The organism is Xanthobacter versatilis (assembly GCF_043193975.1).
GTDB classification, from domain to species: domain Bacteria; phylum Pseudomonadota; class Alphaproteobacteria; order Rhizobiales; family Xanthobacteraceae; genus Xanthobacter; species Xanthobacter autotrophicus_E.
Genome location: NZ_JBAFVB010000007.1, coordinates 19,688 through 43,516, shown reverse-complemented (window position 1 = coordinate 43,516; position 23,829 = coordinate 19,688). Strand labels below are relative to the sequence as shown.

Sequence of the window (23,829 nt, the reverse complement as noted above, 5' to 3'; positions counted from 1 at the left end):
CCTCCGCGGGGCTTTCGCATTTCTGGGACGCGCTTGGGATGCATGCGTCGGCGACGGCCGGCATCCTGGCGAGGGCCCGTCGCAGTCCTTATCCGGCGAACGATGTGATTTCGTCGGAGAAACGCGTTCAGCCCCCCGCCCCCGCGCTCTGCGCAGCGCGATGCCGACGAAAGTCGTGCGGGCTCATACCCGTCCCCGCGTGCACGGCGCGGGGCGTTGATCGCAGCAGCGTGCGCCACCGAAGTGTCGGCCCCGACGATGGGGGCAATATCGAAAAATATCCGCCCGGCGCATTGAACAATGGGTCGCCCCCTCCCTACGATGGGCCATGGCCGAGCGTTCACTGAGTATTTTGGTGATTGATGAGAACCCTATCCGAGCCTCGATCATCGAGGCGGGATTGCACGACTCCGGTCACCGCAACGTCAGGATCGAGACCGAGATCAGGGGCATCGCCGCCAAGATTTCGGAATTCTCGCCCGAGGTCATCTTCATCAACCTTGGAAATCCAAATCGCGACATGCTGGAAGACATGTTCCAGCTCTCGCGCGTCGTCAAACGCCCCATCGCCATGTTCGTCGACCGTGCCGACAAGGCTTCAATTGAACGCGCCGTCGATGCCGGCGTTTCGGCCTATATCGTGGACGGCCTGAAGAAGGAGCGCGTGAAGCCCATTCTCGACATGGCGATCAGCCGTTTCAATGCATTCACGAGCATGCAGCGCGAGCTGGAAGAAGCGCGCAACGAGCTTGAGAACCGACGGACGATCGAGCGGGCAAAGGGCATCATCATGAACGCTCGCAACCTTTCAGAGCCGGAGGCCTATGCCCTGCTCCGCAAAACGGCGATGAACCGAAACCGCAAGATCGTCGACATTGCGCACGGGCTCATCATCGCCGCGACTCTGCTGGACCCGACATCGGAGCGACAGAAATGACCGCAGCCTATGAAATCACGGCCGGCTTCATTCCCTTGCTCGATAGCGCACTGCTGGTCGCGGCGTCGGCCAAGGGCTTCGCGGAAGCCGAGAATGTCGCCCTCACGCTCGTGCGCGAAACCTCGTGGGCCAACATTCGCGACCGGATCGCAGTCGGTCATTTTCAGGTGGCCCATATTCTCGCTCCCATGCCGATCGCGTGCAATCTGGGATTGACCCCATTTGCCTCGCGCATGATCGCACCCATGGCGCTCGGGCTCGGCGGCAATGCCATCACGGCATCGAAGGCGCTTTGGGAGAAGATGGCCGAATTCGGCGCGACCTCCGACATGGAGCCGCGCTCGGCCGGCGCCGCCCTTGCGAAAGTGATCGCCGCCCGCAGGACGCACAGTGCTCCGCCATTGCGCTTTGCCGTGGTCCACCCGCATTCCGCGCACAATTACGAACTGCGCTACTGGCTCGCCGCCTGCGGCATTGACCCGGAGGAGGATGTCGAGATCGTCATCGTGCCTCCGCCCATGATGACGGCCGCGCTCAACGACGGCTCCATCGACGGATATTGTGTCGGCGAGCCTTGGAACACGGCGGCCGCGCTCTCCGGAACGGGCCATATCGCCACCACGAAGGCGGCCATATGGAAGTCCAGCCCGGAAAAGGTGCTCGGCGCCGACGCCGACTGGGCAATGGCGAATCCCGAAGCGCTGGCGGCGCTTCTTAGGGCCATCTACCGCGCGGCCCAATGGTGCGCCGATGTGAACAACCACGCCGAACTCGCGGCCCTGCTGGCGGGCGCCGACTACGTCGGGACGCCGCAGGAATGGATCCTGCCGGCGCTGTCAGGCGTGATGGGGAGCGCCGGAGGCCGGACCATCCGGGTCGAGGACTTTTTCGTGCCCCTCGCCAAGGCCGCGACATTCCCCTGGAAGAGCCATGCCCTGTGGTTCTACTCGCAAATGGTCCGCTGGGGACAGGTGCCCCATACCCCGGCGAACCAGGCCGTGGCCCGCGACACCTATCGCCCCGACCTTTACCGATCGGCCCTCCTGCCGCTCGGAGCATCGCTTCCGGGCGCGAACATGAAGGTCGAGGGCGCATTGCGCGAAGAGACCTTCGTGGGCGCCTCGGGCGCAAATCTCCTGCTCGGACCGGATGGTTTTTTCGACGACAAGGTTTTCGATCCGGAGCGGATTGAAGCTTACATCTCCGATCAGACATCCTGCGATCAACACTTAGGCGCGCGCTGACGGCACCTTGTGCAGCATTGTCAATTCAGAGCATCAAATGCCCAATCCATAAGCTGGCGATGCATATTTTTTGTGCGCTGCACCTACGCCTAACGTATTGAGACCACGTCGCTTTTCCGCTTGTGCTCGGACGGCGAACTGGTTTATTCATTCTCCAAGGCCAACGCTGGCCCTCCGATATCGCGTCTGACGCTGGGCGCATTCAGGCAGAGTTGCCGCCAGAATAATGTTCGCTCCGAGGTTTCGGAGGCGACAGCTGGTTGTCGGCCACACTCCCCATCAGAATCAACAGCACGGGCTGCCTTGCAGTCCGGGCGGTCGGAGATATCGATGAAGATCGATTCCGTGTGCATTTCTGTCAGCCGCCGCGTGATGCTTGCCGCTTTGGCGGCCCTTGCGACAATGCCTTTTGCCATCTCGCTGGCTGGCGCAGCACCGCTCAAGCTTGAAAAAGACGAGTTGAAGCTTGGCTTCATCAAATTGACCGACATGGCCCCCCTCGCCATTGCCAAGGAAAAGGGGTTCTTCGAAGATGAGGGGCTCTATGTAACCCTGGAGCCGCAAGCAAACTGGAAGGTTCTGCTTGATCGTGTCATCGACGGCGAACTCGATGGCGCGCAGATGCTCGCCGGCCAACCGCTCGCGGCGACGATCGGCTTTGGCACCAAGGCGGAACTGGTGACTCCCTTCTCCATGGACCTGAACGGCAACGGCATCACCGTTTCCAACGAGGTCTGGGAGATGATGAAGCCCTATGTCGAGATGAAGGATGGAAAGCCGGTCCATCCGATCAAGGCCGACGCCCTGAAGAAGGTCATTGAAAAATTCAAGGCGAGCGGAAAGCCATTCAACATGGGGATGGTGTTTCCCGTTTCGACCCATAATTACGAGCTGCGCTACTGGCTGGCGGCCGGCAACATCAATCCCGGATTCTATTCGAAAAATGATCTGTCCGGCCAGATCAAGGCTGACGCGTTGCTGTCGGTGACGCCGCCGCCTCAGATGCCCTCGACGCTCGAGGCTGGAACCATCAATGGCTACAGCGTTGGCGAGCCCTGGAACCAGGCCGCCGTGGCCAAGGGCGTGGGCGTGCCGGTCGTCACCGATTACGAAATCTGGAAGAACAATCCGGAGAAGGTCTTCGGCCTGACCAAGGCGTTTACTGAAAAGTATCCGAACACGACCATTGCCCTCACCAAGGCTCTGATCCGCGCTGGCGAATGGCTGGACGCGAACAACAATGCCAACCGCAAGGAAGCGGTGAAGATTCTGTCGAAGTCTGAATATGTCGGCGCGGACGCGGCCGTCATTGCCAATTCGATGACCGGAACCTTCGAATACGAGAAGGGTGACAAGCGGGAGGTCCCGGACTTCAACGTCTTCTTCCGCTACAATGCCACCTATCCCTTCTATTCCGACGCCGTCTGGTACCTCACTCAGATGCGTCGCTGGGGGCAGATCCCCGAAACGAAGGACGATGCCTGGTACTCGGATGTCGCAACCAAGGTCTATCGCCCGGACCTCTACCTGAAGGCGGCGAAACTCCTGGTTGAGGAAGGCAAGGCGAAGCAGGCCGACTTCCCCTGGGATTCCGATGGCTACCGGGCGCCGACGTCCGACTTCATCGACGGCGTCACCTACGACGGCCGCAAGCCGAACAGCTACATCGATTCTCTCCCCATCGGCCTGAAGTCGAAGCAGGTCATGGAAGGAAGTGAGATCGTCAATCGTTGATCGCTCCTCACGGGGCCGGCGCGCGACGCCTCTGGCCCCGACCGGACCTACAGCCAGATCAGGACGCATCATGTCGAATGCTGCCCAAAATACTGCATCTGCCTCCAGCGCGGCATCGGCGCAGAGGGGGGCCGTGCTTTTCACACGGATCAACAAGGCGGCCAAATGGCTTGATGCCCTTGGCTTTGCCTGGGTGACGCCCATTCTCAAGATCGCCGCCGGCGACAATCCGCGCGAGCAGCTTGGGGAAATCAAGCGCGTGCTGATCATTCCCCTGATCGGCATCGCCCTGTTCCTCGCCGCCTGGGGGTTCCTGGCCCCGCGGGTCCACACCTCGCTCGGCGCGATCCCCGGTCCGCTGGCCGTCTGGCAGCAGGCCGGCGCGCTCCTCGCCGACCATTCGGCGGAGCGGCAGAAGGAGGCCGAATTCTATCGCCGGCAGGACGAACGCAACGCCAAGCTCGTCGCCGACGGCAAGGCGGACCAGGTCAAGCAGCGGGCCTATACCGGCAAGCCGACCTACGTGGATCAGATTTTCACGTCTCTCGTCACGGTCGGGCTCGGCTTTCTCATTGCCACCGTGATCGCCGTTCCGCTCGGCATTGCGTCTGGCCTGTCGAAGACCTTTGCGGGGGCGATCAATCCGCTCGTGCAGATCTTCAAGCCGGTGTCTCCGCTAGCCTGGCTTCCGATCGTGACCATGGTGGTTTCCGCGCTTTATCTGGATCCCAGCGCGGCGGTTCCAAAATCCCTCGTCATTTCGGCGGTCACGGTGACCCTGTGCTCGCTGTGGCCGACACTGATCAACACCGCTCTCGGCGTTGCCTCGATCGACAAGGATCTCGTCAATGTCGGCAAGGTGCTGCAATTGTCGACCACGACCACCATCCGCAAGCTCGTGCTGCCGTCCTCGCTGCCGCTGATCTTCACCGGCCTGCGCCTGTCGCTGGGCGTGGGCTGGATGGTGCTGATCGCCGCGGAGATGCTGGCGCAGAACCCCGGCCTCGGGAAGTTCGTCTGGGACGAGTTCCAGAACGGATCCTCCGACTCGCTCGCCCGCATCATGGTGGCGGTGCTGACCATCGGCATCATCGGCTTCATGCTGGACCGCATCATGTATGCGCTGCAGTCGGCCTTCACCTTCTCGGCCAACCGGTAGGAGGGCGCCATGGCAATCCTCGACATCAGCGACCTCTGCAAGGGCTACGGCGAAGGCGACAAGCGCACGCAGGTGCTCACCAACATCAACCTCGAAGTGGAGGAAGGCGAGTTCATCGCCATCGTCGGCTTCTCCGGATCGGGGAAGACGACGCTGATCTCGTCCATCGCCGGGCTGGTCGCGCCCGACAGCGGACGCATCCTGGTGCGCGGCAAGGAAGTGACCGGCCCCAGCCGCGACCGCGGCGTGGTCTTCCAGTCCTATTCCCTCATGCCCTGGCTGTCGGTCCAGGGCAATGTCGCCCTGGCCGTGGACAGCGTGCTGAAGGACAAGCCGGCGGACGAGCGGCGGACCATCACCCGCAAATATATCGAGATGGTCGGCCTCGCCCATGCGGCGGACCGCAAGCCCTCGGAGCTGTCCGGCGGCATGCGCCAGCGCGTGTCGGTGGCCCGCGCCCTCGCGACGCAACCCGATATCCTGTTGCTGGACGAGCCCTTGTCCGCGCTCGATGCGCTCACCCGCGCCAAGCTGCAGGACGAATTTTCCGAGATCTCCCAGAAGGAAAAGAAGACGATCATCCTCGTCACCAACGATGTGGACGAGGCAATACTGCTGGCGGACCGGATCATCCCGCTCAATCCGGGGCCGAACGCTTCCCTTGGCCCGTCGTTCAAGGTCACCATTCCGCGTCCCCGCGACCGCACCGAGATGAACCACAACGAGGAGTTCATCCGGCTGCGCGCCGCCATCACGGGCTATCTGATGGAGGTCGGCGCGGCCCGCAGCAACGATCTGCACAGTGACGTGTCGCTGCCCGAGAACGTGGTCCCGATCACGCAGACCAGCGACCTTCCCAAGGCCTATTCGGAGGCCGCGCACTCGCCCATCGACAAGCGCTATGTGGAGTTCCACGAGGTCCGGAAGATCTATGCCACGCCGAAAGGACCGCTCACCGTGGTCGACGGCTTCGACCTGAAGATGAAGAAGGGCGAGTTCATCACCCTCATCGGTCATTCGGGCTGCGGCAAATCCACGGTTCTGTCCATGGTCGCCGGCCTCACCGATGTCTCCACCGGCGGCATCGTCCTCGACGGCCGGGAAGTCGCCGGCGCGGGGCCTGAGCGGGCCGTGGTGTTCCAGGCCCCGTCACTGATGCCGTGGCTGACGGCGCGCGAGAACGTGGCGCTGGGCGTGGACCGGGTCTACCCCTCCGCGACACCTGGCGAACGCAAGGATATCGTTGAATATTACCTGCACCGCGTCGGGCTGGGCGATTCCATGCAACGGCTGGCGGCCGAGCTGTCGAACGGCATGCGCCAGCGCGTCGGTATCGCCCGTGCGTTCGCGCTTTCACCGAAGCTGCTGCTGCTCGACGAACCCTTCGGCATGCTGGACTCCCTCACGCGCTGGGAGCTTCAGGACGTGCTGATGGAAGTGTGGAAGCGGACCCACGTCACGGCCATCTGCGTCACCCATGATGTCGACGAGGCGATCCTGCTCGCCGACCGGGTAGTGATGATGTCGAACGGTCCGAATGCAAAGATCGGCAAGATTCTTGAAGTCGATCTGCCGCGTCCGCGCAGCCGCAAGGCGCTTCTGGAACATCCTGATTACTATCTTTATCGCGAGCAGGTCCTCAACTTCCTGGCCGAGCACGAGCATGGTCCCGCTCGCAGCCAGCCGGCCGCTCCCAGCAAGGCATCTGGCCACAAGAAGGAGGCCGCGTGATGGACGCTGTACTCGACATGCCGACACGCGCATTCATCGAAGTCACCGAGGTCTGGGTGCCGGAGGGCGAACGCCTGGTCCTGGCCAGCGGCAATTATGGCGGTCTCGACGGCTTCGCGACCGTCTCCGGCGAGCAGAGCTTCGCCAAGGGCGAAGGCCTGCCCGGAAAGGCCTGGCAAGAGGGCCGGCCGGTGGTGCTGAAGGGCTTTGACGGCTCCTATTTCAAGCGCATCGACGCGGCGAAGGCGGCCGGGCTGACCAGCGGCGTTGCGGTACCGATCTTCGCCGGCGACACCCTGAAGGCGGTCATCGTGGTCCTGTGCGCCGACGATGACATGCGCATCGGCGCCATCGAGGTCTGGCACGACAAGGATAGCCTGCTGGTGCTGGACGACGGCTATTACGGTGCCGCCAAGCACTTTGAATGGGTGTCGCAGCATACCCATTTCCCGCACGGCCAGGGGCTTCCCGGTGGAGTCTGGGCCTCCAACACCCCCATGCTGATGCGCGACCTGGGGTCCGGCTATCGCTTCATCCGCGCCGAGAGCGCGGGCAAGGCCGGCCTGACCACCGGGCTTGGCCTGCCCATCCCGGTGCCGGGCGACAAGACCTATGTGCTGACCCTGCTTTCCGCGCGGGGCACCCCCATCGCGCGGCGTTTCGAGCTGTGGGATGCCCGCGCCAGCAAGGTCGGCAGCGCCCACGGAGCCGTTCTTGCCGACGGCATCTGCGCCGTCGAGGGGCCGCTGTGGGACGAGGACAACCAGCGGCATGTGGCGCCCTGGCACGGGCCCATCGGCCGCGTGCTCGGGTCCGGGCTCCCGTTCGTGGAGCGCGGCGCTCCCGGCCTGCCCGCCGGCTACGAATCGGTGGTCGCGATCCCGGTCTATCGGGGCGCCGAAGTCGCCTATGTCGTGGCCTGGTATTCCTGAAGGAACGAGCGATGCAAAAACTGGTCGTTATAGGCGCCGGCATGGCTTCCGGCCGGGTTCTGGAACATTTGTTCGAAACCGATCCCGACGCCTATCAGGTCACCCTCTTCAATGCTGAGCCGCGCGGCAATTACAACCGCATCATGCTGTCGCCGGTCCTGTCCGGCGAGAAGAGCTATGAGGAAATCGTCATCCATGATGACGCCTGGTATGCCCGCCACAACGTCATCTGCCGCTTCGGCGAACGGGTTCTCGAAGTCGACCGCGCCCGCAAGGTCGTGGTCGGGCCGAAGGGTGAGATCGCCTATGACAAGCTGCTGATCGCCACCGGCTCAGTGCCATTCATCGTGCCGGTGGACGGCCACAAGCTGCCCGGCGTGATCTCCTATCGCGATCTCGACGATACCAACGCGATGGTGGAAGCGGCCGGCGTGCCCGGCGCGCGCGCCGTGGTCATCGGCGGCGGACTGCTGGGTCTGGAGGCGGCCGCAGGTCTCCGGCTGCGCGGCATGGAGGTGACGGTGGTGCACCTCGCCGGCCATCTGATGGAGCGGCAGCTCGACGAGGCCGCCGGCTATCTGCTCAGCAAGGACCTCGAAAGGCGGGGAATCGCGGTCATCACCCGCGCTTCGACCAAGGCGATTGTGGGCACCGAGCGCGTCGAGGGCGTCCAGCTTGAGGACGGCACGCTCCTGCCGGCGGACCTCGTGGTGATGGCCGTGGGCATCCGGCCCGCCGCCGACCTGGCGAAGCAGTCGGGGCTGGATGTTGGCCGCGCCGTGCGGGTGAACGCGCAGATGCAGACCTCGGACCCCGACATCTACGCCGTGGGCGAGTGCGTGGAATTCGAGGGAACACTGTTCGGCCTGGTCGCACCGCTTTACGACCAGGCGAAGGTGGTCGCCAAATCGCTGCTCGGCGAGGCCGACGCCTTTGCCGTGAAGGAACTGTCCACCAAGCTCAAGGTCACCGGCTGCGACCTGTTCAGCGCCGGCAGCTTTGCCGACGGCGCGGGACGCGAGGACATCGTCCTGCGCGATCCCGCACGGGGCATCTACAAGCGGCTGGTGATCGAGGACGACCGCCTGGTGGGCGCGGTGATGTATGGCGACACCTCCGACAGCAACTGGTTCTTCGGGCTCATCCGGGACGGCGTGAAGATCGCGGACATGCGCGACACGTTGATCTTCGGCCCGAGCTTCCAGGGAGGAACGCCGCTGGACCCTATGGCGGCCGTTGCAGCGTTGCCCGATGAGGCAGAGATCTGTGGTTGCAACGGCGTCTGCAAGGGAACGATCACGGCGGCGATCGCGGCCAAGGGGCTGACCAGCCTCGACGACGTGCGGGCGCACACCAAGGCATCGGCGTCCTGCGGTTCCTGCACCGGCCTCGTCGAGCAGATCATGCAGATCTCGCTCGGCGACAGCTACACAGCCGCCGCCGTGCAGCCGATCTGTTCCTGCACCACCCTCGGCCATGACGACGTGCGCCGGCTGATCAAGGCCAAGTCGCTGAAGACCATCCCGCAGGTGATGCAGGAGCTGGAGTGGAAGACCTCCTGCGGCTGCGCCAAATGCCGGCCCGCGCTCAACTATTACCTCGTCTGCGACTGGCCGGATGAATATGCCGACGACTACCAGTCCCGGTTCGTCAATGAACGCATCCACGCCAACATCCAGAAGGACGGAACCTATTCCGTGGTTCCGCGCATGTGGGGCGGGGTGACATCGTCCAGCGAACTGCGCGCGATCGCCGATGTGGTCGACAAGTTCGCCATTCCCGCCGTGAAGGTCACCGGCGGCCAGCGCATCGACATGCTCGGCATCAAGAAGGAAGACCTTCCGGCGGTGTGGGCCGATCTCGGCAAGGCGGGCTTCGTCTCGGGCCAGGCCTATGCCAAGGGGCTCCGGACCGTGAAGACCTGCGTTGGCACCGACTGGTGCCGGTTCGGGACCCAGGATTCCACCGGGCTCGGCATCCGCATCGAGAAGTTCATGTGGGGCTCGTGGACCCCGGCCAAGCTCAAGATGGCGGTGTCCGGCTGTCCGCGCAATTGTGCCGAGGCCACCTGCAAGGACATCGGCGTCATCTGCGTGGATTCCGGCTACGAGATCCATTTCGCTGGAGCCGCGGGCCTCGACATCAAGGGAACCGAGGTGCTCGGCCTGGTGAAGAGCGAGGATGAGGCGCTCGAGCATATCGTGGCGCTCACCCAGATGTATCGCGAGCAGGGCCGCTATCTCGAGCGCATCTACAAGTGGGCCAAGCGGATCGGACTTGCGGAGATCCGCCAGCAGATCATGGAGGACCATGACAAGCGCCGGGCCTATTACGACCGCTTCGTGTTCTCCCAGAAGTTCGCGCAGGTCGATCCCTGGTCGGAGCGTGTCTCCGGCAAGGACAAGCACGAGTTCCGGCCCATGGCGGAACTGGACATCACGCAGGCAGCGGAGTGACGGTGGTGAACTGGATTGCAATCGGCTCCATCAGCGACATTCCCAGCCGCGGCGCGCGCTGCGTGACGACGCCTAACGGCCGGATCGGCGTGTTCCGCACCGTCGATGACCAGATCTTCGCCATCGAGGACCGCTGCCCCCACAAGGGCGGCCCGCTGAGCCAGGGCATCGTGCACGGCGCAGCCGTGACCTGCCCCATGCACAACTGGACCATCGCGCTGGAATCGGGCCAGGCGACGGGCGCCGACGAGGGCTCGGTGAAGACCTTCCCGGTGAAGGTCGAGCACGACCAGATCTTCATCGGCCTCGAAGCCGCCATAGCGAAGGTCGCGTAACATGGCGACGGGCGCTGCTCACGACGTGAAGACCACCTGCCCGTATTGCGGCGTCGGCTGCGGCGTGATCGCCACGGTCACACCGGACGGGTCGGTTTCGGTGAGCGGCGACCCCGAGCATCCGGCCAATTTCGGCCGGCTCTGCTCGAAAGGCTCGGCGCTGGCCGAGACCATCGATCTTGACGGGCGCCTTCTGCGCCCGCACATCGACGGCCGGCCGGCAGACTGGGACGAGGCCCTCGATCTGGTGGCCGCGCGGTTTGCATCCACCATCGCCGAGTACGGCCCGGACTCGGTGGCCTTCTACGTCTCCGGCCAGCTTCTGACCGAGGATTATTACGTCGCCAACAAGCTGATGAAGGGGTTCATCGGCTCTGCCAACATCGACACCAATTCGCGGCTTTGCATGGCCTCGTCCGTGGCCGGCCACCGCCGCGCCTTCGGCACCGACACCGTACCCGGCAACTATGAAGACCTCGAGCTCGCAGACCTGATCGTGCTAGTGGGCTCGAACCTCGCCTGGTGCCATCCGGTGCTCTACCAGCGCATCGCCGCGGAGAAGGAGCGGCGCCCCTCGCTCAAGATCGTCGTGATCGACCCGCGCCGCACCATGACGGCGGACATCGCCGACATGCATCTGGCGATCTCGCCCGACGGCGACGTGGCGTTGTTCGGCGGCCTTCTGAGCTGGATCGCGAACACCGGTGCGCTCAACTATTCCTATATTTCGAATTTCACGACAGGGGCGGCACAGGCGCTGCGCTTCGGCGCGCAAGACCTCCGGGCGGTCAGCCGAAAGTGCGGCATCGCCCCCTCTCAGCTTATTGAATTTTATTCCCTTTTCACCCGCACCGAGCGCACCGTCACGGTCTACAGCCAGGGCGTCAACCAGTCGGAAACCGGAACCGACAAGGTCAATGCGATCATCAATTGCCATCTGGCCACCGGCCGGATCGGCAAGCCGGGCGCCTCGCCTTTTTCGGTCACCGGCCAGCCCAACGCGATGGGAGGTCGCGAGGTGGGCGGCATGGCCAACATGCTCGCCGCCCATATGGATATCGAGAACGAAACCCATCGCGCGCGGGTTCAACGCTTCTGGCAGGCGCCCACCGTCGCCACGCGGCCGGGCCGCAAGGCCGTGGAGATGTTCGAAGCCATTGGCCAGGGCCACATCAAGGCCGTCTGGATCGCCGGGACCAACCCGGTGGATTCGATGCCCGAGGCCGACCGTGTCAGGGCGGCGCTTGCCGCCTGCCCCTTCGTCGTGGTCTCCGATGTCCTCGCCGACACCGACACCACGCGCGTCGCCCACGTCCTGCTGCCGGCAGCCGCCTGGGGCGAGAAGGATGGCACGGTCACCAATTCGGAGCGGCGGATCTCGCGGCAGCGTCCGTTCCTGCCGCTGCCGGGCTCGGCGCGGCCGGATTGGGACATCATGGCCGATGTGGCGCGACGCATGGGCTTTGTCGAAGGCTTTTCCTACACCACCGCCGCCGAGGTCTTTGCCGAACACGCCGCCCTGTCGGCCTTCGAGAATGACGGCGAGCGGGATTTCGACATCGGGGCTCATGCCGGGATCGACGCCGTCGGCTATGAGGCGCTCGCTCCCTTCCAGTGGCCCCAACGCCGCGGGGAGGTCACCGGTACGGAGCGCTTCTTCGCCGCCGGAGGCTTCTTCACGCCGGAGGGCAAGGGACGCTTCGTGGCCCCGCGCGAAACCCGGGCCGGTGCCGCCCCGCTGGCAAGGCTGCCGGCGCAGGAGCCGACCGATCAAGGCTTCATCCTGAACACCGGTCGCGTGCGGGATCACTGGCACACCATGACGCGGACGGGAAAAAGCCCCCGCCTGTCCCAGCACATGGCAGAGCCGTTCGTGGAAATTCATCCGGACGATGCGGCCCAGAGCGGCATCGCGGAAGCGAGCCTCGTGCGGCTGTCCAAGGGTCCGGCGCAGGCCATCGCGCGCGCCCTGATCACCAATCGCCAGCGTCGCGGCTCGGTGTTCGTGCCGATGCACTGGAACGACCAGTTCGCCTCCAACGCTCGCATTGATGCGCTGGTCGATGCCGTCACCGACCCGGTCTCGGGCCAGCCTGCGCTGAAGCAGGCGCGGGCATCGCTGGCCAGCTTCAATGCCGCGGCCTACGGCTTTGCGGTCGTGGCCCGCAAGCCGGCGGACATCCCGGCCGACTATTGGGCCATGGCCAGATGCACCGGCGGCTGGCGGCTGGAACTTGCGTTCGGGCAGGTCAAGGACGACTGGCACGCCTTTGCCCTGCGGCTGTTTGGCGGCGGGGAAAATGTGGACATCCTGGCCTACAACGACGTTGGAGCGGGCCGCTATCGGATCGCGGCGTTCGACGGCGCGGCGCTTCTGGGTGCGCTCTTCATCGCGCCGCAGCCGGTCGGCGTGGCCCGTGGCTGGCTGGTGGAGCAGCTTGCGACCAGCCACGACCTTCAGCGGCAGCGGCTGGCGGTCCTGGCCACCAGGCCCAGCGCCGGCCAATCGGACAAGGGGGCGATCGTGTGCTCCTGCTTCGGGGTGGGAAGCAACGAGATCGCCGCCGCCATTGCCAGCGGGTGTCGCACGGTGAAGGCCGTCGGCGATGCAACGCAGGCCGGTACCAACTGCGGGTCATGTCGGGCCGAGATCAAGGGGATCATCGATGCGAAACATCTCCAGGCAGCCGAGTGACCAGGACGCGGCGCGCATCCGCCCGCTCACCGTGCTGCCCGTGTTCCTCGATCTGGCCGGCAAGCGCGCCGTCGTCGCCGGCGGCTCGGCAGCCGCGTGCTGGAAGGCCGAGCTGCTGCTGTCCGCCGGAGCCAAGGTCTTTGTCCATGCGCCCGACGAAGACCTGTGCGAGGATTTCGCCAAACTGATCGAGCGGCATGGCCCGGCCGCCCTTCACCACGGCAGATCGTGGGACAGGACCGATCTCGCCGGCGCGGCCGTCGCCATCTGCGACGCGCGGGACGAACAGGAGGCAGCGGCGTTCGCGGCAGCCGCAGCCGCAGCCGGCGTGCCCTGCAACGTGATCGACCAGTCGGCCTTCTGCAGCTTCCAGTTCGGCGCGATCGTCAACCGCTCTCCCGTGGTGATCGGTATTTCCACTACCGGAGCAGCGCCCATTCTGGGGCAGGCCATCCGCCGGCGCATCGAGACGCTCTTGATGCCGCCGCTGGCGGAATGGGCCGCGCTGGCGGCCCGCATCCGAGGCCGGGTGGCCGCGACCCTGAACCCGGGCGCGGAGCGGCGGCGCTTCTGGGAGCGGCTTGCGGAACGTGCTTTCGGCGACGCCCCGGGGCGGCAGGTGGAACAGGAGCTGTTTGAGGAGGCGCGAACGGTGGGCGCATCGCGTGCGAGCGCGGGCAGGGTCACGCTGGTGGGCGCCGGCCCGGGCGAGGCTGAGCTGTTGACCTTGAAGGCGGTTCGCGCGCTGCAGTCGGCCGATGTGATCCTGTTTGACGATCTGGTTTCCGACGAGGTGCTTGAGCTGGCCCGCCGCGAGGCGAAGCGCATCCAGGTGGGCAAGCGCGGCGGACGGCCGAGCTGCAGGCAGGAGGACATCAACGCCCTCATGCTGAGGCTCGCCAAGGCCGGCCGCCATGTGGTGCGGCTCAAATCCGGAGATCCGATGATCTTCGGCCGCGCCGGCGAAGAGATTGCCATGCTGGAAGCGGCCGGCATTCCCGTCGCAATCGTCCCCGGCATTTCCGCTGGGGTGGCGCTCGCGTCGGCCCTGCGCATGTCTCTGACCCATCGCGACCACGCGAAATCGGTCCGCTTCGTGACCGGCCATTCCCGCAACGGCGGCCTTCCCGAGGATCTCGACTGGCGGTCGATTGCCGATCCCTCGGCCACGACCATTTTCTACATGGGCGGCCGCAACGCCGGGCAGATCGCCGACCGCCTCATCAGCCTCGGCGTGCCTGCATCCATTCCGGTCGCGGTCGGTGCGGGCCTTGGGCGTCGCGAGCAGCAATTGCGGATCGCGGACCTTGCGACACTCGGCGAGGCCGTCAACCAGATGAACAGCGACCAGCCGATCGTCATCGGCGTTGGCCGGGCCTTCGCGCAGCACCGCGCGACCGGCCTCGAAAGGGATCCGCCACTGCCGGTTGCTGCGACGGGCTGAGACGGCGCCGAAACCTCGCCAGCATTCCAGATGCCATCGCCCGATCGCTGGGCCGTTTCGCTGTTTCCCTCGTCGTCGCGGGCTGAGCACCAGACAGGTCGCGGCCTTCGGCCAGGCGTGGCCGGGCACGAGCGTTGCCGGGCCGCGTCGGCTTTCACGACAAGGCCTGAAACGCGACATCAGGCGGCGCCGCGCGGCCACACGACGCTCGCCCTCAGGCCATCGCGATCGCGGCGGTTCTCCAGCGTGAGCCGGGCGCCGGCCCGGGCGGCGGCCATGGTGGCGATGGTGAGGCCAAGGCCGCTCCCCGCTCCGCTCCGGCTGCGGCCCCGGTAGAAACGACGCGTCACCAGCGGCAGCTCGTCCTCGGGAATGCCCGGCCCCTCGTCCTCCACGCACAGCCCGCCGGCGCATTGACGCCACGCGATGGTGCCGCCGCCGGCCATATGCTCGACGGCGTTCTCGTGCAGGTTCCGCAGCATCAGGTGCAGCGCCTCGTGGTCGCCCTTCAGCTTCACCGCGTCGAGGGCGTCGTCCACCTCCACATGCGCCGACCCGGGCTTCGCCGTCTGGCGCACGATCTCACGCAGCAGCGCCCCGGCCTCGGCCTCGCCCACGGCTTCGAGCGGCGGAGACGGCGTGCCTTCGAGCTTGGCGAGCGCCAGCAGCTGCCGCACGAGGCGGGTGGTGCGGTCCACGGAGACGAGGATCTGCCTGAGCGCACCCTCCCGCGTCGGCGCGTCGTGCGCGGCGAGCGCGATCTGGGCCTGCGTCTTCAGGCCGGCGAGGGGTGTGCGCAGTTCGTGCGCGGCGAAGGCGGTCACGTCGCGCTCCTGCCGCCGCGCGGCCTCCACCTTGGCGAACAGACCGTTGATGGCCTCCAGCAGCGGGCGGATCTCGGCCGGGGCGGCGGCGGGCGCCACGGGGCGCATGTCTTCGCCGTCGCGGGCGGCGATGTCGCCGGCCACGACATGGAGCGGCTTGAGGCCACGGCCGACGCTGATCCAGATGAGCAGGCCGAGCAGGGGCACGACGAGGATCATCGGCGCGAGCAGCCCCGCCACCAGATCACGCACCAGCCGGTCGCGCAGGCCGATGCGGTCGCCCACCATCACCCGCACGCCCTTGTCCGGATCGAGGATGGTGTAGACCCGCCACGGCTCGCCATTGACCATGCGTTCGGAGAAGCCTTCCGCAGGACCTGCCAGCGCCTCCTCCGGCGCGCCGCCCGATTTCGCGACGAGGCGCCCGTCCAGTGACCAGATCTGGCACGAGAGCTGGCGCTCGTAGCCGGACTCGGGCGGATTCGCCGCCTGTGCCACGGCCGCGGCGGCGGCGATGTTGCCGCCGGCCACCAGCGAGTGGACCATGCGCGCCGCCTCCTGCAGGCGGGTATCCAGAACATGCTCCAGCTCGCTGCGGCTGGAGGCGTAGATCCAGCCGGTGGCGCACAGCCAGATGACCCCCGTGGCCGCCAGCAGGATCAGCACCAGCCTGCGCTTGAGCGAGCTCATGCCGGCCCCCTGACGCGATAGCCGAGGCCGCGCACGGTCTCGATGGTCTCGCGGCCGACCTTGGCCCGAAGATTGTGGATGTGCACCTCCACCGCGTTGCTCTCCACCTCCTCCTGCCAGCCGTAGAGCCGCTCCTCGATCTCCATCCGGGAGCGGATCACGCCCGGCCGCTCCATGAGCGCGGAGAGCACCGCGAACTCCCGACGCGACAGGGCGATGGGCAGCCCATCCAGCGTCGCAGCGAGGGTGGCGGGATCGAGCACCAGCGCGCCCGCCTTGAGCAGCGGGCCGGCCCGGCCATGGCCGCGGCGGGCGATGGCGCGCACGCGGGCGTTCAGTTCGTCGAGGTCGAAGGGCTTGCCCAGATAGTCGTCAGCGCCGCCGTCGAGGCCCCGCACCCGGTCCGGCGCCTCGTCGAGGGCGGTGAGCAGGAGGACGGGCGTTGCGTTGCCCCGCGCGCGCAGGCCGGCGAGCACGTCGAGGCCGGAGCCATCCGGGAGCATCACGTCGAGCACCACCGCATCGAACCGGCCGGCCGCGAGCGCCGCCCGCGCATCGGCGCAGGTCGTCGCCTCATCCACCGTTGCTCCCGCGAGGCCGAGCCCCACCTTGAGCCCGTCCATCAGGACCGGATCGTCCTCGACGACCAGTATGCGCATCAGACCGCTCTCCTCGCCCCTTCCCTTCTATCCCGACCTTAAGGCCCGCTTAAGGTGGACATCCGAGGGAGCGTCATGGTCGCGAACCCGCCTCGCTCTCCCCTGTCGCCCCTCCGCCGCGCACTCGCCACGCTGGTGGTGGTCGTGCTGTGGGCCACCGGCGCCGCCCCTGTGCTGGCGCAGGGCGGCATCCTGAAGGCGGACGAGGCCTTCACCGTCTCCGCGACACGGGCGACCGACGGCACCCTCTCCCTGAGCTGGCGCATCGCGCCGGGCACCTATCTCTATCGCGAGAGCCTGAAGGCCGGGAAGGACGGCACCGCTGTCCCTCTCACACTGCCGCCGGGCGAAGAGAAGGACGATCCGAACTTCGGGCCGGTGGACATCTATCACCGGTCCGTCACGGCCAGCGCGCCTGCCCTGCCGGAGACCGGGGCGCTGGAACTCTCGTTTCAGGGCTGCGCCGAGCAGGGGGTCTGCTACCCCGCTGTCACGCGGCAAATAGACCTCGCCACGCTGACGATCACCGCGGCCCGTCCGCGCGTCGAAGCGTCGCCGGTGGATCAATGGGGGACCGCCGCGCCCCCGCCCAAGCCTGCCGCAGCGCCCGGGACCCCCGCGCAGCCCGCCGCCCTAGATGCGCTGTTCCGCAGGGACCTGTTGCCCCTGCTCGGGGCCTTCTTCGGCCTCGGCCTGCTGCTCGCCTTCACCCCTTGCGTCTTCCCCATGCTGCCGATCCTTTCCGGCATCCTCGCCGGCGGCGGCGCGAAGCCGACACCGGCCCGCGGCCTCGTCTTGTCCGGGTCTTATGGACTGGCCATGGCCGCCGCCTATGGCGTGCTCGGCATGGGCGCTGCCTGGACCGGCGCCAACCTGCAGGCGGCGCTGCAGACGCCGTGGGCCATCGGCCTGATGGCTGCGGTGTTCGCCGTGCTGGCCGGCGCGATGGTCGGCCTCTTCGATCTCGCAATCCCGTCTGCGCTGGCCGCACGTCTGCCGTCGGGCGGGAGCGGCTCCATCGCGGGAGCGGCGGGGCTGGGCTTCGCTTCGGCGCTGGTGGTGGGGCCGTGCGTGACGCCGCCGCTCGCCGCCGCCATGCTTTATGCGGCGCAGACGGGCGATGCCGCGCGCGGCGCCTCCGCCCTGTTCATGCTCGGCCTCGGGATGGCGGCGCCGCTGGTGGCGGTGGGTGCGTTCGGCGCGCAGATCCTGCCCCGGTCGGGACGCTGGCTTCTCGCCGTCAAGCAAGGCTGCGGCGTGCTCTTCCTCGCCATCGCCGCATGGCTCGCGGCGCGCGTGTTGCCAGATTCTGCCGGCCTTGCCCTCTACGGCCTTCTCGCCATCGGCCTCGGCGTGTTCGCCGGCGGCTTCGATGCGCTGGCCTCCGACGCCGATGCCGGCCGCCGCATCGGCAAGACGGCGGGCATCGCCGCCGTGGCGGCCGGGCTCCTGCTCCTGGTCGGAGCCGCCGGCGGGGCCAGCGATCCGCTGCGGCCTCTCGCCTTTCTCGCAGCACCGGCCCGCCCCGCCGCTGCGGCGGAGCGGGAAGTGCGGGTGTCCTCTCCCCCCGCTCTGGCGCGCGCGCTCGCCGCGGCCGGTCAGCATGGCCGCCCGACGCTCGTCTCCTTCACCGCCGACTGGTGCACGGTCTGCAAGTCCAACGAGACGACCATGGCGGAGCCCGCTGTGGCCGCGCGCCTGTCCGGGCTCGAACGCATCGCCGTGGACGTGACCCGGTATGGCGACGGCGCGCGCGCCCTCATGGGCCGGTACGAGGTCATCGGCCCCCCGACCCTGTTCCTCCTCGATCCGGACGGCCGCGAATTGCCGGGATCGCGCCGCGTGGGCGCGCTGACCCTCGCCGACATCGACCGCCTCGCCACCCAGGCGGGGCTGTGACCCCATGACCGAAGGATACCCCATGCGACGCAGGGACTTCATCCGCATCGCCGCGCTCGCGGCGCTGATGCCGGCCGCGGTGGCGGGCGCAGACCGGGCACAGGCGGAGGGCGTGGATGTGAACGCCATCCTCCACGACCCGGCAGCGCCAAATTCTGGCAATCCGGACGGCGACGTGACCATCGTCGCTTTCCTCGACTACAACTGCCCCTACTGCAAGAAATCGGCCCCGGACCTCGCCCGCGTGGTGAAGGAGGACGGGCACATCCGCCTCATCTACAAGGACTGGCCGGTGCTCACCGAGGCTTCGGTCTACGGCGCGCAGCTGGCGCTCGCGGCGACCTATCAGGGCCGCTACGAGACGGTGCACGACGCACTGATGTCCATCCCCGGCCGCCGCATCGACGAGCAGACCATGCTGAAGGCGGTGGCCGCCTCGGGCGTCGATCTCGACCGGCTGATGGCGGACCTGAAGGCCCACATCGCCGACATCGGCGGGCTTTTGAAGCGCAATGCCGCGCAGGCGGACTCGCTCGGCCTCAGCGGCACCCCCACCTATCTGGTTGGCCCGCTGCTCGCATCGACCCTCGACTATGCCAGCTTCAAGCGCGCGGTGGCCGAAGCCCGCCGTCGCCAGACCTCCGGGGAGTGAGCCGCTCTTGGACTCTCCTCCCGCTTCCCCCCTGCTGTCGCGTCGTGGTCTCTTCACCACCCTCGTCCTGCCGCTGGCCCTCGGCGCCTGCGTCACCACGCAGGACCAGCCGCCGGTAAAGGCGCCGCGCGTCGCGCCGGCCGATGCCGCGCGCTATGGCGCGCTGGACGATGGCGGCTTCCGCATTCCCGCCGCCGATCCGGACGACATCAAGCCGCGCAACGTGCGCCAGCTGCTGAAGGACACGACTGGGCAGGAGCCGGGCACGCTGGTGGTCGATCCCAGGAACCGCTTCCTCTACCTCGTGCAGGAGAACGGCAAGGCGCTGCGCTACGGCGTGGGTGTCGGGCGCGAAGGGCTCGAATTCTCCGGCACGGCGAACGTGGGCAACAAGCGCGAATGGCCGAGCTGGCGGCCCACCGATGCCATGATCGCCCGCGAGCCCGCCAAGTATCGGCCCTGGGTCGGCGGCATGGCCGGGGGCGAGACCAATCCGCTCGGCGCCCGTGCGCTTTATCTGTTCAAGGACGGCAAGGACACGCTCTACCGCATCCACGGCACCAACGAGCCGTGGACCATCGGCGAGGCGGTCTCCTCCGGCTGCATCCGCATGATGAACCAGGACGTGATCGACCTTTACCGCCGCGTGCCGAACGGCACGAAGGTGGTGGTGCTTCCCGTCTGAATTCTCCCAATTCAACACCTTTCCGCCCGTCCATCGTCCCGCGACGGGGGGATGCGCGAGCGCCCGGACCCTGCACGGCCCGGGCGCTCGTTGCTTCAGACGGTCAGTAGCGGGCGTCCGCCGGCTTCTTGTCCTTCGGCCAGTCGTTCACCTTGGGCGCGAAGTCCGGCCGCGGCATGTGGCTGAAGTATTCGGCCACATCCACCGCCTCCTGGTCGGTGAGGCCGCCCTGGCCCAGCGGGAAGCCGCCGTGGAAGCCGATGGGCATGTTGCGCTTCACGAAGGCCGCGGCCGTATAGGTGCGCGCCATGCCCGCGCCGATGTTGAAGGACTGGTCACCCCAGAGCGGGGGATAGACGAAAGCGCCGGCGGCGTCCTTGACGCCCTCTCCGCTGGACCCGTGGCAGACGGCGCACTGGGCGGCGTAGACCTTGGCGCCGTTCTCCGTGTCCGGCTTGATCTGCTGGCTGATCTTGCCGACGCCGCGGCCCTCCACCTTGTCCTCGGGCTTGGTCTCCCGCTTCATCCAGTCGAAATAGGCGACCATGGCCTTCATGTCGTCGCCATCCTTGGCGAGCGGCTTGCCGTTCATGGAGCGCAGGAAGCAGCCGTTGATGCGGTCTTCCAGCGTAATCTCCCGCCCGGCCCGCGGCGCATAGCTCGGGAAGAAGGCGGAGACGCCCACATAGGGCGAGCCGTCAGCCACCGTGCCGGCATTGAGGTGGCAGCTCGAGCAGTTCAGCACGTTGCCGACATTCTTCGGCAGCAGGGTGTGCGTCTCGGTGTTGAGGCGCATGCCGCGCACGAGCTGGGCTGCGTTCGGCTCGCCCAGGACATCCGCGATGCGCGGCGTGTCGAACGCTCGCGTGTCCACCTTCGGGTCGAGCGTCGCGCGGGCGGCCTTCACCTCCGAGGCCGTGACCGGCGTGGCATTGCCGCCCCAGCTGGCGCGGACGAAGGAGAGGATGTCCGCGATCTCGTCGTCCCCCAGCCGGGCGAAGCCGGGCATGGTGAAGACGCGGGAATGGGCCTGCGTCTCAGCCGTCGCCCAGCCGGTCAGCGTGATGTGGACCAGCGTCGAAGGGTCCTTCGCCGCAACGGTCGGATTGCCGGCAAGCGGCGGGAACACCTTGGCGACACCCGTTCCGTTCAGGCGGTGGCAATCGGCGCAGAACTGGGCATAGGCGAGCCCGCCGCGGGTGGTAAACATGGCCTCGGGAACGGCGGCGGCGACGCCCCCAGACTTCGCAGGACGCGGCGCCCGGGCCTGGCCGGACGGCAGGCCATCAAGGTAGGTGGCGATGGCCACGAGGTCGGCGTCGGCGAAGTTCTGGGTGGAGTTGTGGATCACCTCGGTCATGGAGCCGGAGACGGTGCCGAAGCGGTTCTGGCCGGTCTTCAGCAGCTCCACCGTGTCATCCACGTCGCCGAGGCCGCGCAGGTTGACCGCGTTCCACTCCTCGACCTTGGAGCCGGAAAGGAACTTGTCGCCGCTGCCGCCGGTATCGCCCATGGCGAGTTCCTGGAAACCGATGCCGCGCGGCGTGTGGCAGGCGCCGCAATGGCCGAGGCCCTGCACCAGATAGGCGCCGCGATTCCAGACCTCACCCTTGCGCGCATCGGCGACGAAGGGATGGTTGTCGAGGAACATCTCGTTCCAGAAGGCGAGCGTCCAGCGCTGGTTGAAGGGGAAACCGATCCCCGACGGCCGGTTGGGACTGTCCACCGGCTTCACGCCCTTCATGAGGTAGACGTAGAGCGCGTACATGTCGTCCGACGTCATCTTCGCGTAGGACGGGTAGGGCATGGCCGGGTACATGTGGGTGCCGTCGGCGGTCACGCCCCGGCGCATGGCACGATCGAAGGCGCCGAAGCTGTAGCGGCCGATGCCGGTCTGCGGATCGGGGGTGATGTTGGTGGAATAGAGCATGCCGAACGGCGTCTCCAGTCCGCGACCACCGGCCATGGGCTGCCCGTCCGCCTTCGTGTGGCAGGCGACGCAGTCGCCCAGCTCGGCGATGTATTTGCCGCGCGCCACCAGCTCCGGGGCGGCCGCCTGCGGCAGCGCACGGCCGCCATCGTCGATGCGCGGCGGGGTGACGATCCACCAGAACACAGCCGCCCCAACCACCGCGACGCCGGCTGCGGCGACCGCAAATGTCTTCAATCGCGGCGTGCGCCGGACTGTACCTTCGTCGTTCATGGAACGACCTCCTGTCATGGCCGGCGTCTCAAAAGCGCACACAAACCCTTCCGGAGAAATGGCATCCCATCCCTCCGGCGATTCGCGGCTGCTCGCGCGCCGCCGTCCAAGTCCCGCATCACACCTCTAGCACGGCAGCGCAGCACGGCATTGACGCACCGCAACTGTGAAATCGCCGCGTGCCTTGCTGCGCGGATGCGGCCTCCTATCTGAACGGGAGAAAGGAGCGGCCGCGAGCGAACTGGATCCGGCGCCCGGCGGTCGTCATCCACATCATCTCCGACAAGATCATCCTTCCCTGCCCCCACGGCGGCGGGCCGTGCCGCGCATGTGGGCGGGGCAAGGCATGGCGCTCACGTGAAACAGACGGTTGGCGGGCCATGCGGGATAGCGATGAGAACTATGTCTACTCCATAGCCCTCCATGACCCTATAAAATAGACGTAGGCATGAATGTTGATGGTCATCATGGTGCGGCCGCTCTCTCACCGACCAACCGCACCATGGAACGCAGCGGGTATCGAATCATGGAGATCGACAAAGAAAAAATAGACGATGCAATCCTTGCGTTGCTTTTCCTCTCACTCGACCGAGATGGCCGCTCATGGAAGGGCTTCGATTGGGATGCCATGAACCGGCTGCATGAAAAGGGATATATCAGCAATCCGATCAGCAAGGCGAAATCCGTCATATTGACCGATGAGGGCATTGAGCGATCGGAGCACCTGTTCCGGGCGCTCTTCTGCAAACCCGAATAAGCGCCCGTTCCTTCCTCGCGCCCAAGTATCCGACCCGCGTTTCCCCGCAGGCGCGTGAGACGCTTCGGCTCAGGGGCGCTTGGGCACATCTCCGAAATCGTGCTCCTGCCATTCCTCGATCGTCCATCTAAAGGGCAGTTTCGCCGGCTGTTTGCCGGCGAGCGCCATCCATTTCACGATCGCGCGCCAGACCGGCTCCTCGCAGGAGAAGTTGCTTCGCCAGAAGCCCCGTCTCTCGACATCATCCGGCGTGAACTCCGCCTTGCCGCAGAACTCGGCCAAGAGTTGCCGCACCCAGGGGTCGAGATGAAGCAGATTCGGCTGATCGGCACGGCGGTCGGCCTCCGCCAGCTCTTTCCGACGTAGATCCTTTCTTTCCTCGCGTTCGAATATCTGGCGGACGCGTGGGACGGACACACTATGGTCGCGCGCGATTGCGGCGAAGGTCTCGCCAGCTCGACGACGCTTCAAAATCTCCCGGTTCCGTTCCTCGGTCATGGCAAAGCCGCACTGCCGATCACCCGATGATGCTCACATTCTACTCTCTTCTCTCGCAAGATGAAGCTGCGATCAGGAAGTCAGGACTTCCGGCTTTCAGACCTCTCACCTCCTGATCCGATTCTTGTGCCGGGCCTCCACTTCGCTTTGGCCGGGCGAGCGCTTGGGGGCGCTGCCCCCTGGCGCGGCACAAGGGCGGCCGGGCGGTATCCCCAGCCTTCCGCGCGGATGCCTGCTCTCGCACCTTCGTCATGACTTCGATCCGCTTCGTGCAGGCCGGGTGATCCCCCTCCGC

Annotated in this window: 18 protein-coding genes; 14 read left to right on the top strand and 4 right to left on the bottom strand. The window is 66.6% G+C overall.

The annotated features are described in order from the left end of the window. The first annotated feature begins 328 nt into the window (after positions 1–328). The 10 genes from V5F66_RS14635 to cysG all read left to right on the top strand — a co-directional run bounded on the left by V5F66_RS14635 (position 329) and on the right by cysG (position 14,667). Positions 329–937 carry an ANTAR domain-containing response regulator gene (locus V5F66_RS14635; RefSeq protein ID WP_012113105.1) on the top strand — a complete coding sequence of 203 codons (609 nt, stop codon included), beginning with the start codon at positions 329–331 and terminating at the stop codon, positions 935–937. Beyond that, positions 934–2,181, top strand: coding sequence for a CmpA/NrtA family ABC transporter substrate-binding protein (locus V5F66_RS14630; protein WP_394052812.1), 1,248 nt, complete (start codon positions 934–936; stop codon positions 2,179–2,181). The genes V5F66_RS14635 and V5F66_RS14630 overlap by 4 nt, the downstream gene beginning before the upstream one ends. Before the next feature lie 330 nt (positions 2,182–2,511). Further along, complete coding sequence (locus tag V5F66_RS14625) at positions 2,512–3,915, top strand: CmpA/NrtA family ABC transporter substrate-binding protein (protein ID WP_394094109.1); 1,404 nt, start codon at positions 2,512–2,514, stop codon at positions 3,913–3,915. Positions 3,916–3,985: 70 nt separating this feature from the next. Further along, the gene (locus V5F66_RS14620) at positions 3,986–5,074 is read left to right on the top strand and encodes an ABC transporter permease (RefSeq protein ID WP_012113102.1); all 1,089 of its coding nucleotides are present in this window, start codon (positions 3,986–3,988) and stop codon (positions 5,072–5,074) included. Between the two features lie 9 nt (positions 5,075–5,083). Further along, positions 5,084–6,805, top strand: coding sequence for an ABC transporter ATP-binding protein (locus V5F66_RS14615; protein ID WP_012113101.1), 1,722 nt, complete (start codon positions 5,084–5,086; stop codon positions 6,803–6,805). Then, entirely contained in the window at positions 6,805–7,737 is a 933-nt protein-coding gene (locus V5F66_RS14610; protein WP_394094108.1) for a GAF domain-containing protein, read from the top strand. Before V5F66_RS14615 ends, V5F66_RS14610 begins: the two co-directional genes overlap by 1 nt. 11 nt (positions 7,738–7,748) lie before the next feature. Continuing rightward, positions 7,749–10,193: a nitrite reductase large subunit NirB gene (nirB, locus tag V5F66_RS14605; protein WP_394094107.1), complete on the top strand. Its 2,445-nt coding sequence runs from the start codon at positions 7,749–7,751 to the stop codon at positions 10,191–10,193. A 5-nt stretch (positions 10,194–10,198) separates the two neighbouring features. After that, positions 10,199–10,528, top strand: a complete 330-nt coding sequence (nirD, locus tag V5F66_RS14600) for a nitrite reductase small subunit NirD (protein WP_041576434.1) — start codon at positions 10,199–10,201, stop codon at positions 10,526–10,528. A 1-nt stretch (position 10,529) separates the two neighbouring features. Then, positions 10,530–13,223 (top strand): nitrate reductase, encoded by a 2,694-nt coding sequence (locus V5F66_RS14595; RefSeq protein ID WP_394094106.1) that lies wholly within the window; start codon positions 10,530–10,532, stop codon positions 13,221–13,223. Further along, entirely contained in the window at positions 13,195–14,667 is a 1,473-nt protein-coding gene (gene cysG / locus V5F66_RS14590) for a siroheme synthase CysG (RefSeq protein WP_394094105.1), read from the top strand. The genes V5F66_RS14595 and cysG overlap by 29 nt, the downstream gene beginning before the upstream one ends. A gap of 179 nt (positions 14,668–14,846) precedes the next feature. Here the strand turns inward: cysG and V5F66_RS14585 are convergent, their stop codons facing one another. Together V5F66_RS14585 and V5F66_RS14580 are read right to left on the bottom strand one after the other, a co-directional pair. After that, positions 14,847–16,181: an ATP-binding protein gene (locus V5F66_RS14585; RefSeq protein ID WP_394094104.1), complete on the bottom strand. Its 1,335-nt coding sequence runs from the start codon at positions 16,179–16,181 to the stop codon at positions 14,847–14,849. Further along, positions 16,178–16,840 (bottom strand): response regulator, encoded by a 663-nt coding sequence (locus tag V5F66_RS14580; RefSeq protein WP_012113094.1) that lies wholly within the window; start codon positions 16,838–16,840, stop codon positions 16,178–16,180. The genes V5F66_RS14585 and V5F66_RS14580 overlap by 4 nt, the downstream gene beginning before the upstream one ends. A 75-nt stretch (positions 16,841–16,915) precedes the next feature. Here V5F66_RS14580 and dsbD point away from each other — a divergent pair, with 75 nt between their 5' ends. The 3 genes from dsbD to V5F66_RS14565 are packed head-to-tail and all read left to right on the top strand — an operon-like array spanning position 16,916 to position 20,076. Continuing rightward, on the top strand, positions 16,916–18,739 hold the full coding sequence (gene dsbD, locus V5F66_RS14575; RefSeq protein WP_012113093.1) for a protein-disulfide reductase DsbD: 1,824 nt from the start codon (positions 16,916–16,918) through the stop codon (positions 18,737–18,739). Between the two features lie 22 nt (positions 18,740–18,761). Then, entirely contained in the window at positions 18,762–19,391 is a 630-nt protein-coding gene (locus V5F66_RS14570) for a DsbA family protein (protein WP_394052829.1), read from the top strand. Between the two features lie 7 nt (positions 19,392–19,398). Then, positions 19,399–20,076, top strand: coding sequence for a L,D-transpeptidase (locus tag V5F66_RS14565; RefSeq protein ID WP_394094103.1), 678 nt, complete (start codon positions 19,399–19,401; stop codon positions 20,074–20,076). Positions 20,077–20,179: 103 nt separating this feature from the next. On the opposite strand, the gene V5F66_RS14560 is transcribed toward V5F66_RS14565, so the two are convergent. Then, entirely contained in the window at positions 20,180–22,279 is a 2,100-nt protein-coding gene (locus V5F66_RS14560; protein ID WP_394094102.1) for a c-type cytochrome, read from the bottom strand. Positions 22,280–22,805: 526 nt separating this feature from the next. Between V5F66_RS14560 and V5F66_RS14555 the strand changes: the two genes are divergently transcribed. Further along, positions 22,806–23,036: a DUF6429 family protein gene (locus V5F66_RS14555; protein ID WP_100079116.1), complete on the top strand. Its 231-nt coding sequence runs from the start codon at positions 22,806–22,808 to the stop codon at positions 23,034–23,036. Between the two features lie 69 nt (positions 23,037–23,105). On the opposite strand, the gene V5F66_RS14550 is transcribed toward V5F66_RS14555, so the two are convergent. Next, positions 23,106–23,534 (bottom strand): hypothetical protein, encoded by a 429-nt coding sequence (locus V5F66_RS14550; protein WP_100079115.1) that lies wholly within the window; start codon positions 23,532–23,534, stop codon positions 23,106–23,108. Positions 23,535–23,829: the final 295 nt, after the last annotated feature.

What these genes read in the sequence shown, in the direction of transcription:
- V5F66_RS14580 (WP_012113094.1), bottom strand. Translation starts at nt 16,840, where the DNA reads ATGCGCATACTGGTCGTCGAGGACGATCCGGTCCTGATGGACGGGCTC.
- V5F66_RS14635 (WP_012113105.1), top strand. Translation starts at nt 329, where the DNA reads ATGGCCGAGCGTTCACTGAGTATTTTGGTGATTGATGAGAACCCTATC.
- V5F66_RS14625 (WP_394094109.1), top strand. Translation starts at nt 2,512, where the DNA reads ATGAAGATCGATTCCGTGTGCATTTCTGTCAGCCGCCGCGTGATGCTT.
- V5F66_RS14555 (WP_100079116.1), top strand. Translation starts at nt 22,806, where the DNA reads ATGGAGATCGACAAAGAAAAAATAGACGATGCAATCCTTGCGTTGCTT.
- V5F66_RS14560 (WP_394094102.1), bottom strand. Translation starts at nt 22,279, where the DNA reads ATGAACGACGAAGGTACAGTCCGGCGCACGCCGCGATTGAAGACATTT.
- V5F66_RS14610 (WP_394094108.1), top strand. Translation starts at nt 6,805, where the DNA reads ATGGACGCTGTACTCGACATGCCGACACGCGCATTCATCGAAGTCACC.
- V5F66_RS14550 (WP_100079115.1), bottom strand. Translation starts at nt 23,534, where the DNA reads ATGACCGAGGAACGGAACCGGGAGATTTTGAAGCGTCGTCGAGCTGGC.
- V5F66_RS14585 (WP_394094104.1), bottom strand. Translation starts at nt 16,181, where the DNA reads ATGAGCTCGCTCAAGCGCAGGCTGGTGCTGATCCTGCTGGCGGCCACG.
- V5F66_RS14630 (WP_394052812.1), top strand. Translation starts at nt 934, where the DNA reads ATGACCGCAGCCTATGAAATCACGGCCGGCTTCATTCCCTTGCTCGAT.
- V5F66_RS14595 (WP_394094106.1), top strand. Translation starts at nt 10,530, where the DNA reads ATGGCGACGGGCGCTGCTCACGACGTGAAGACCACCTGCCCGTATTGC.
- dsbD (WP_012113093.1), top strand. Translation starts at nt 16,916, where the DNA reads ATGGTCGCGAACCCGCCTCGCTCTCCCCTGTCGCCCCTCCGCCGCGCA.
- V5F66_RS14615 (WP_012113101.1), top strand. Translation starts at nt 5,084, where the DNA reads ATGGCAATCCTCGACATCAGCGACCTCTGCAAGGGCTACGGCGAAGGC.
- V5F66_RS14570 (WP_394052829.1), top strand. Translation starts at nt 18,762, where the DNA reads ATGCGACGCAGGGACTTCATCCGCATCGCCGCGCTCGCGGCGCTGATG.
- cysG (WP_394094105.1), top strand. Translation starts at nt 13,195, where the DNA reads ATGCGAAACATCTCCAGGCAGCCGAGTGACCAGGACGCGGCGCGCATC.
- nirB (WP_394094107.1), top strand. Translation starts at nt 7,749, where the DNA reads ATGCAAAAACTGGTCGTTATAGGCGCCGGCATGGCTTCCGGCCGGGTT.
- V5F66_RS14620 (WP_012113102.1), top strand. Translation starts at nt 3,986, where the DNA reads ATGTCGAATGCTGCCCAAAATACTGCATCTGCCTCCAGCGCGGCATCG.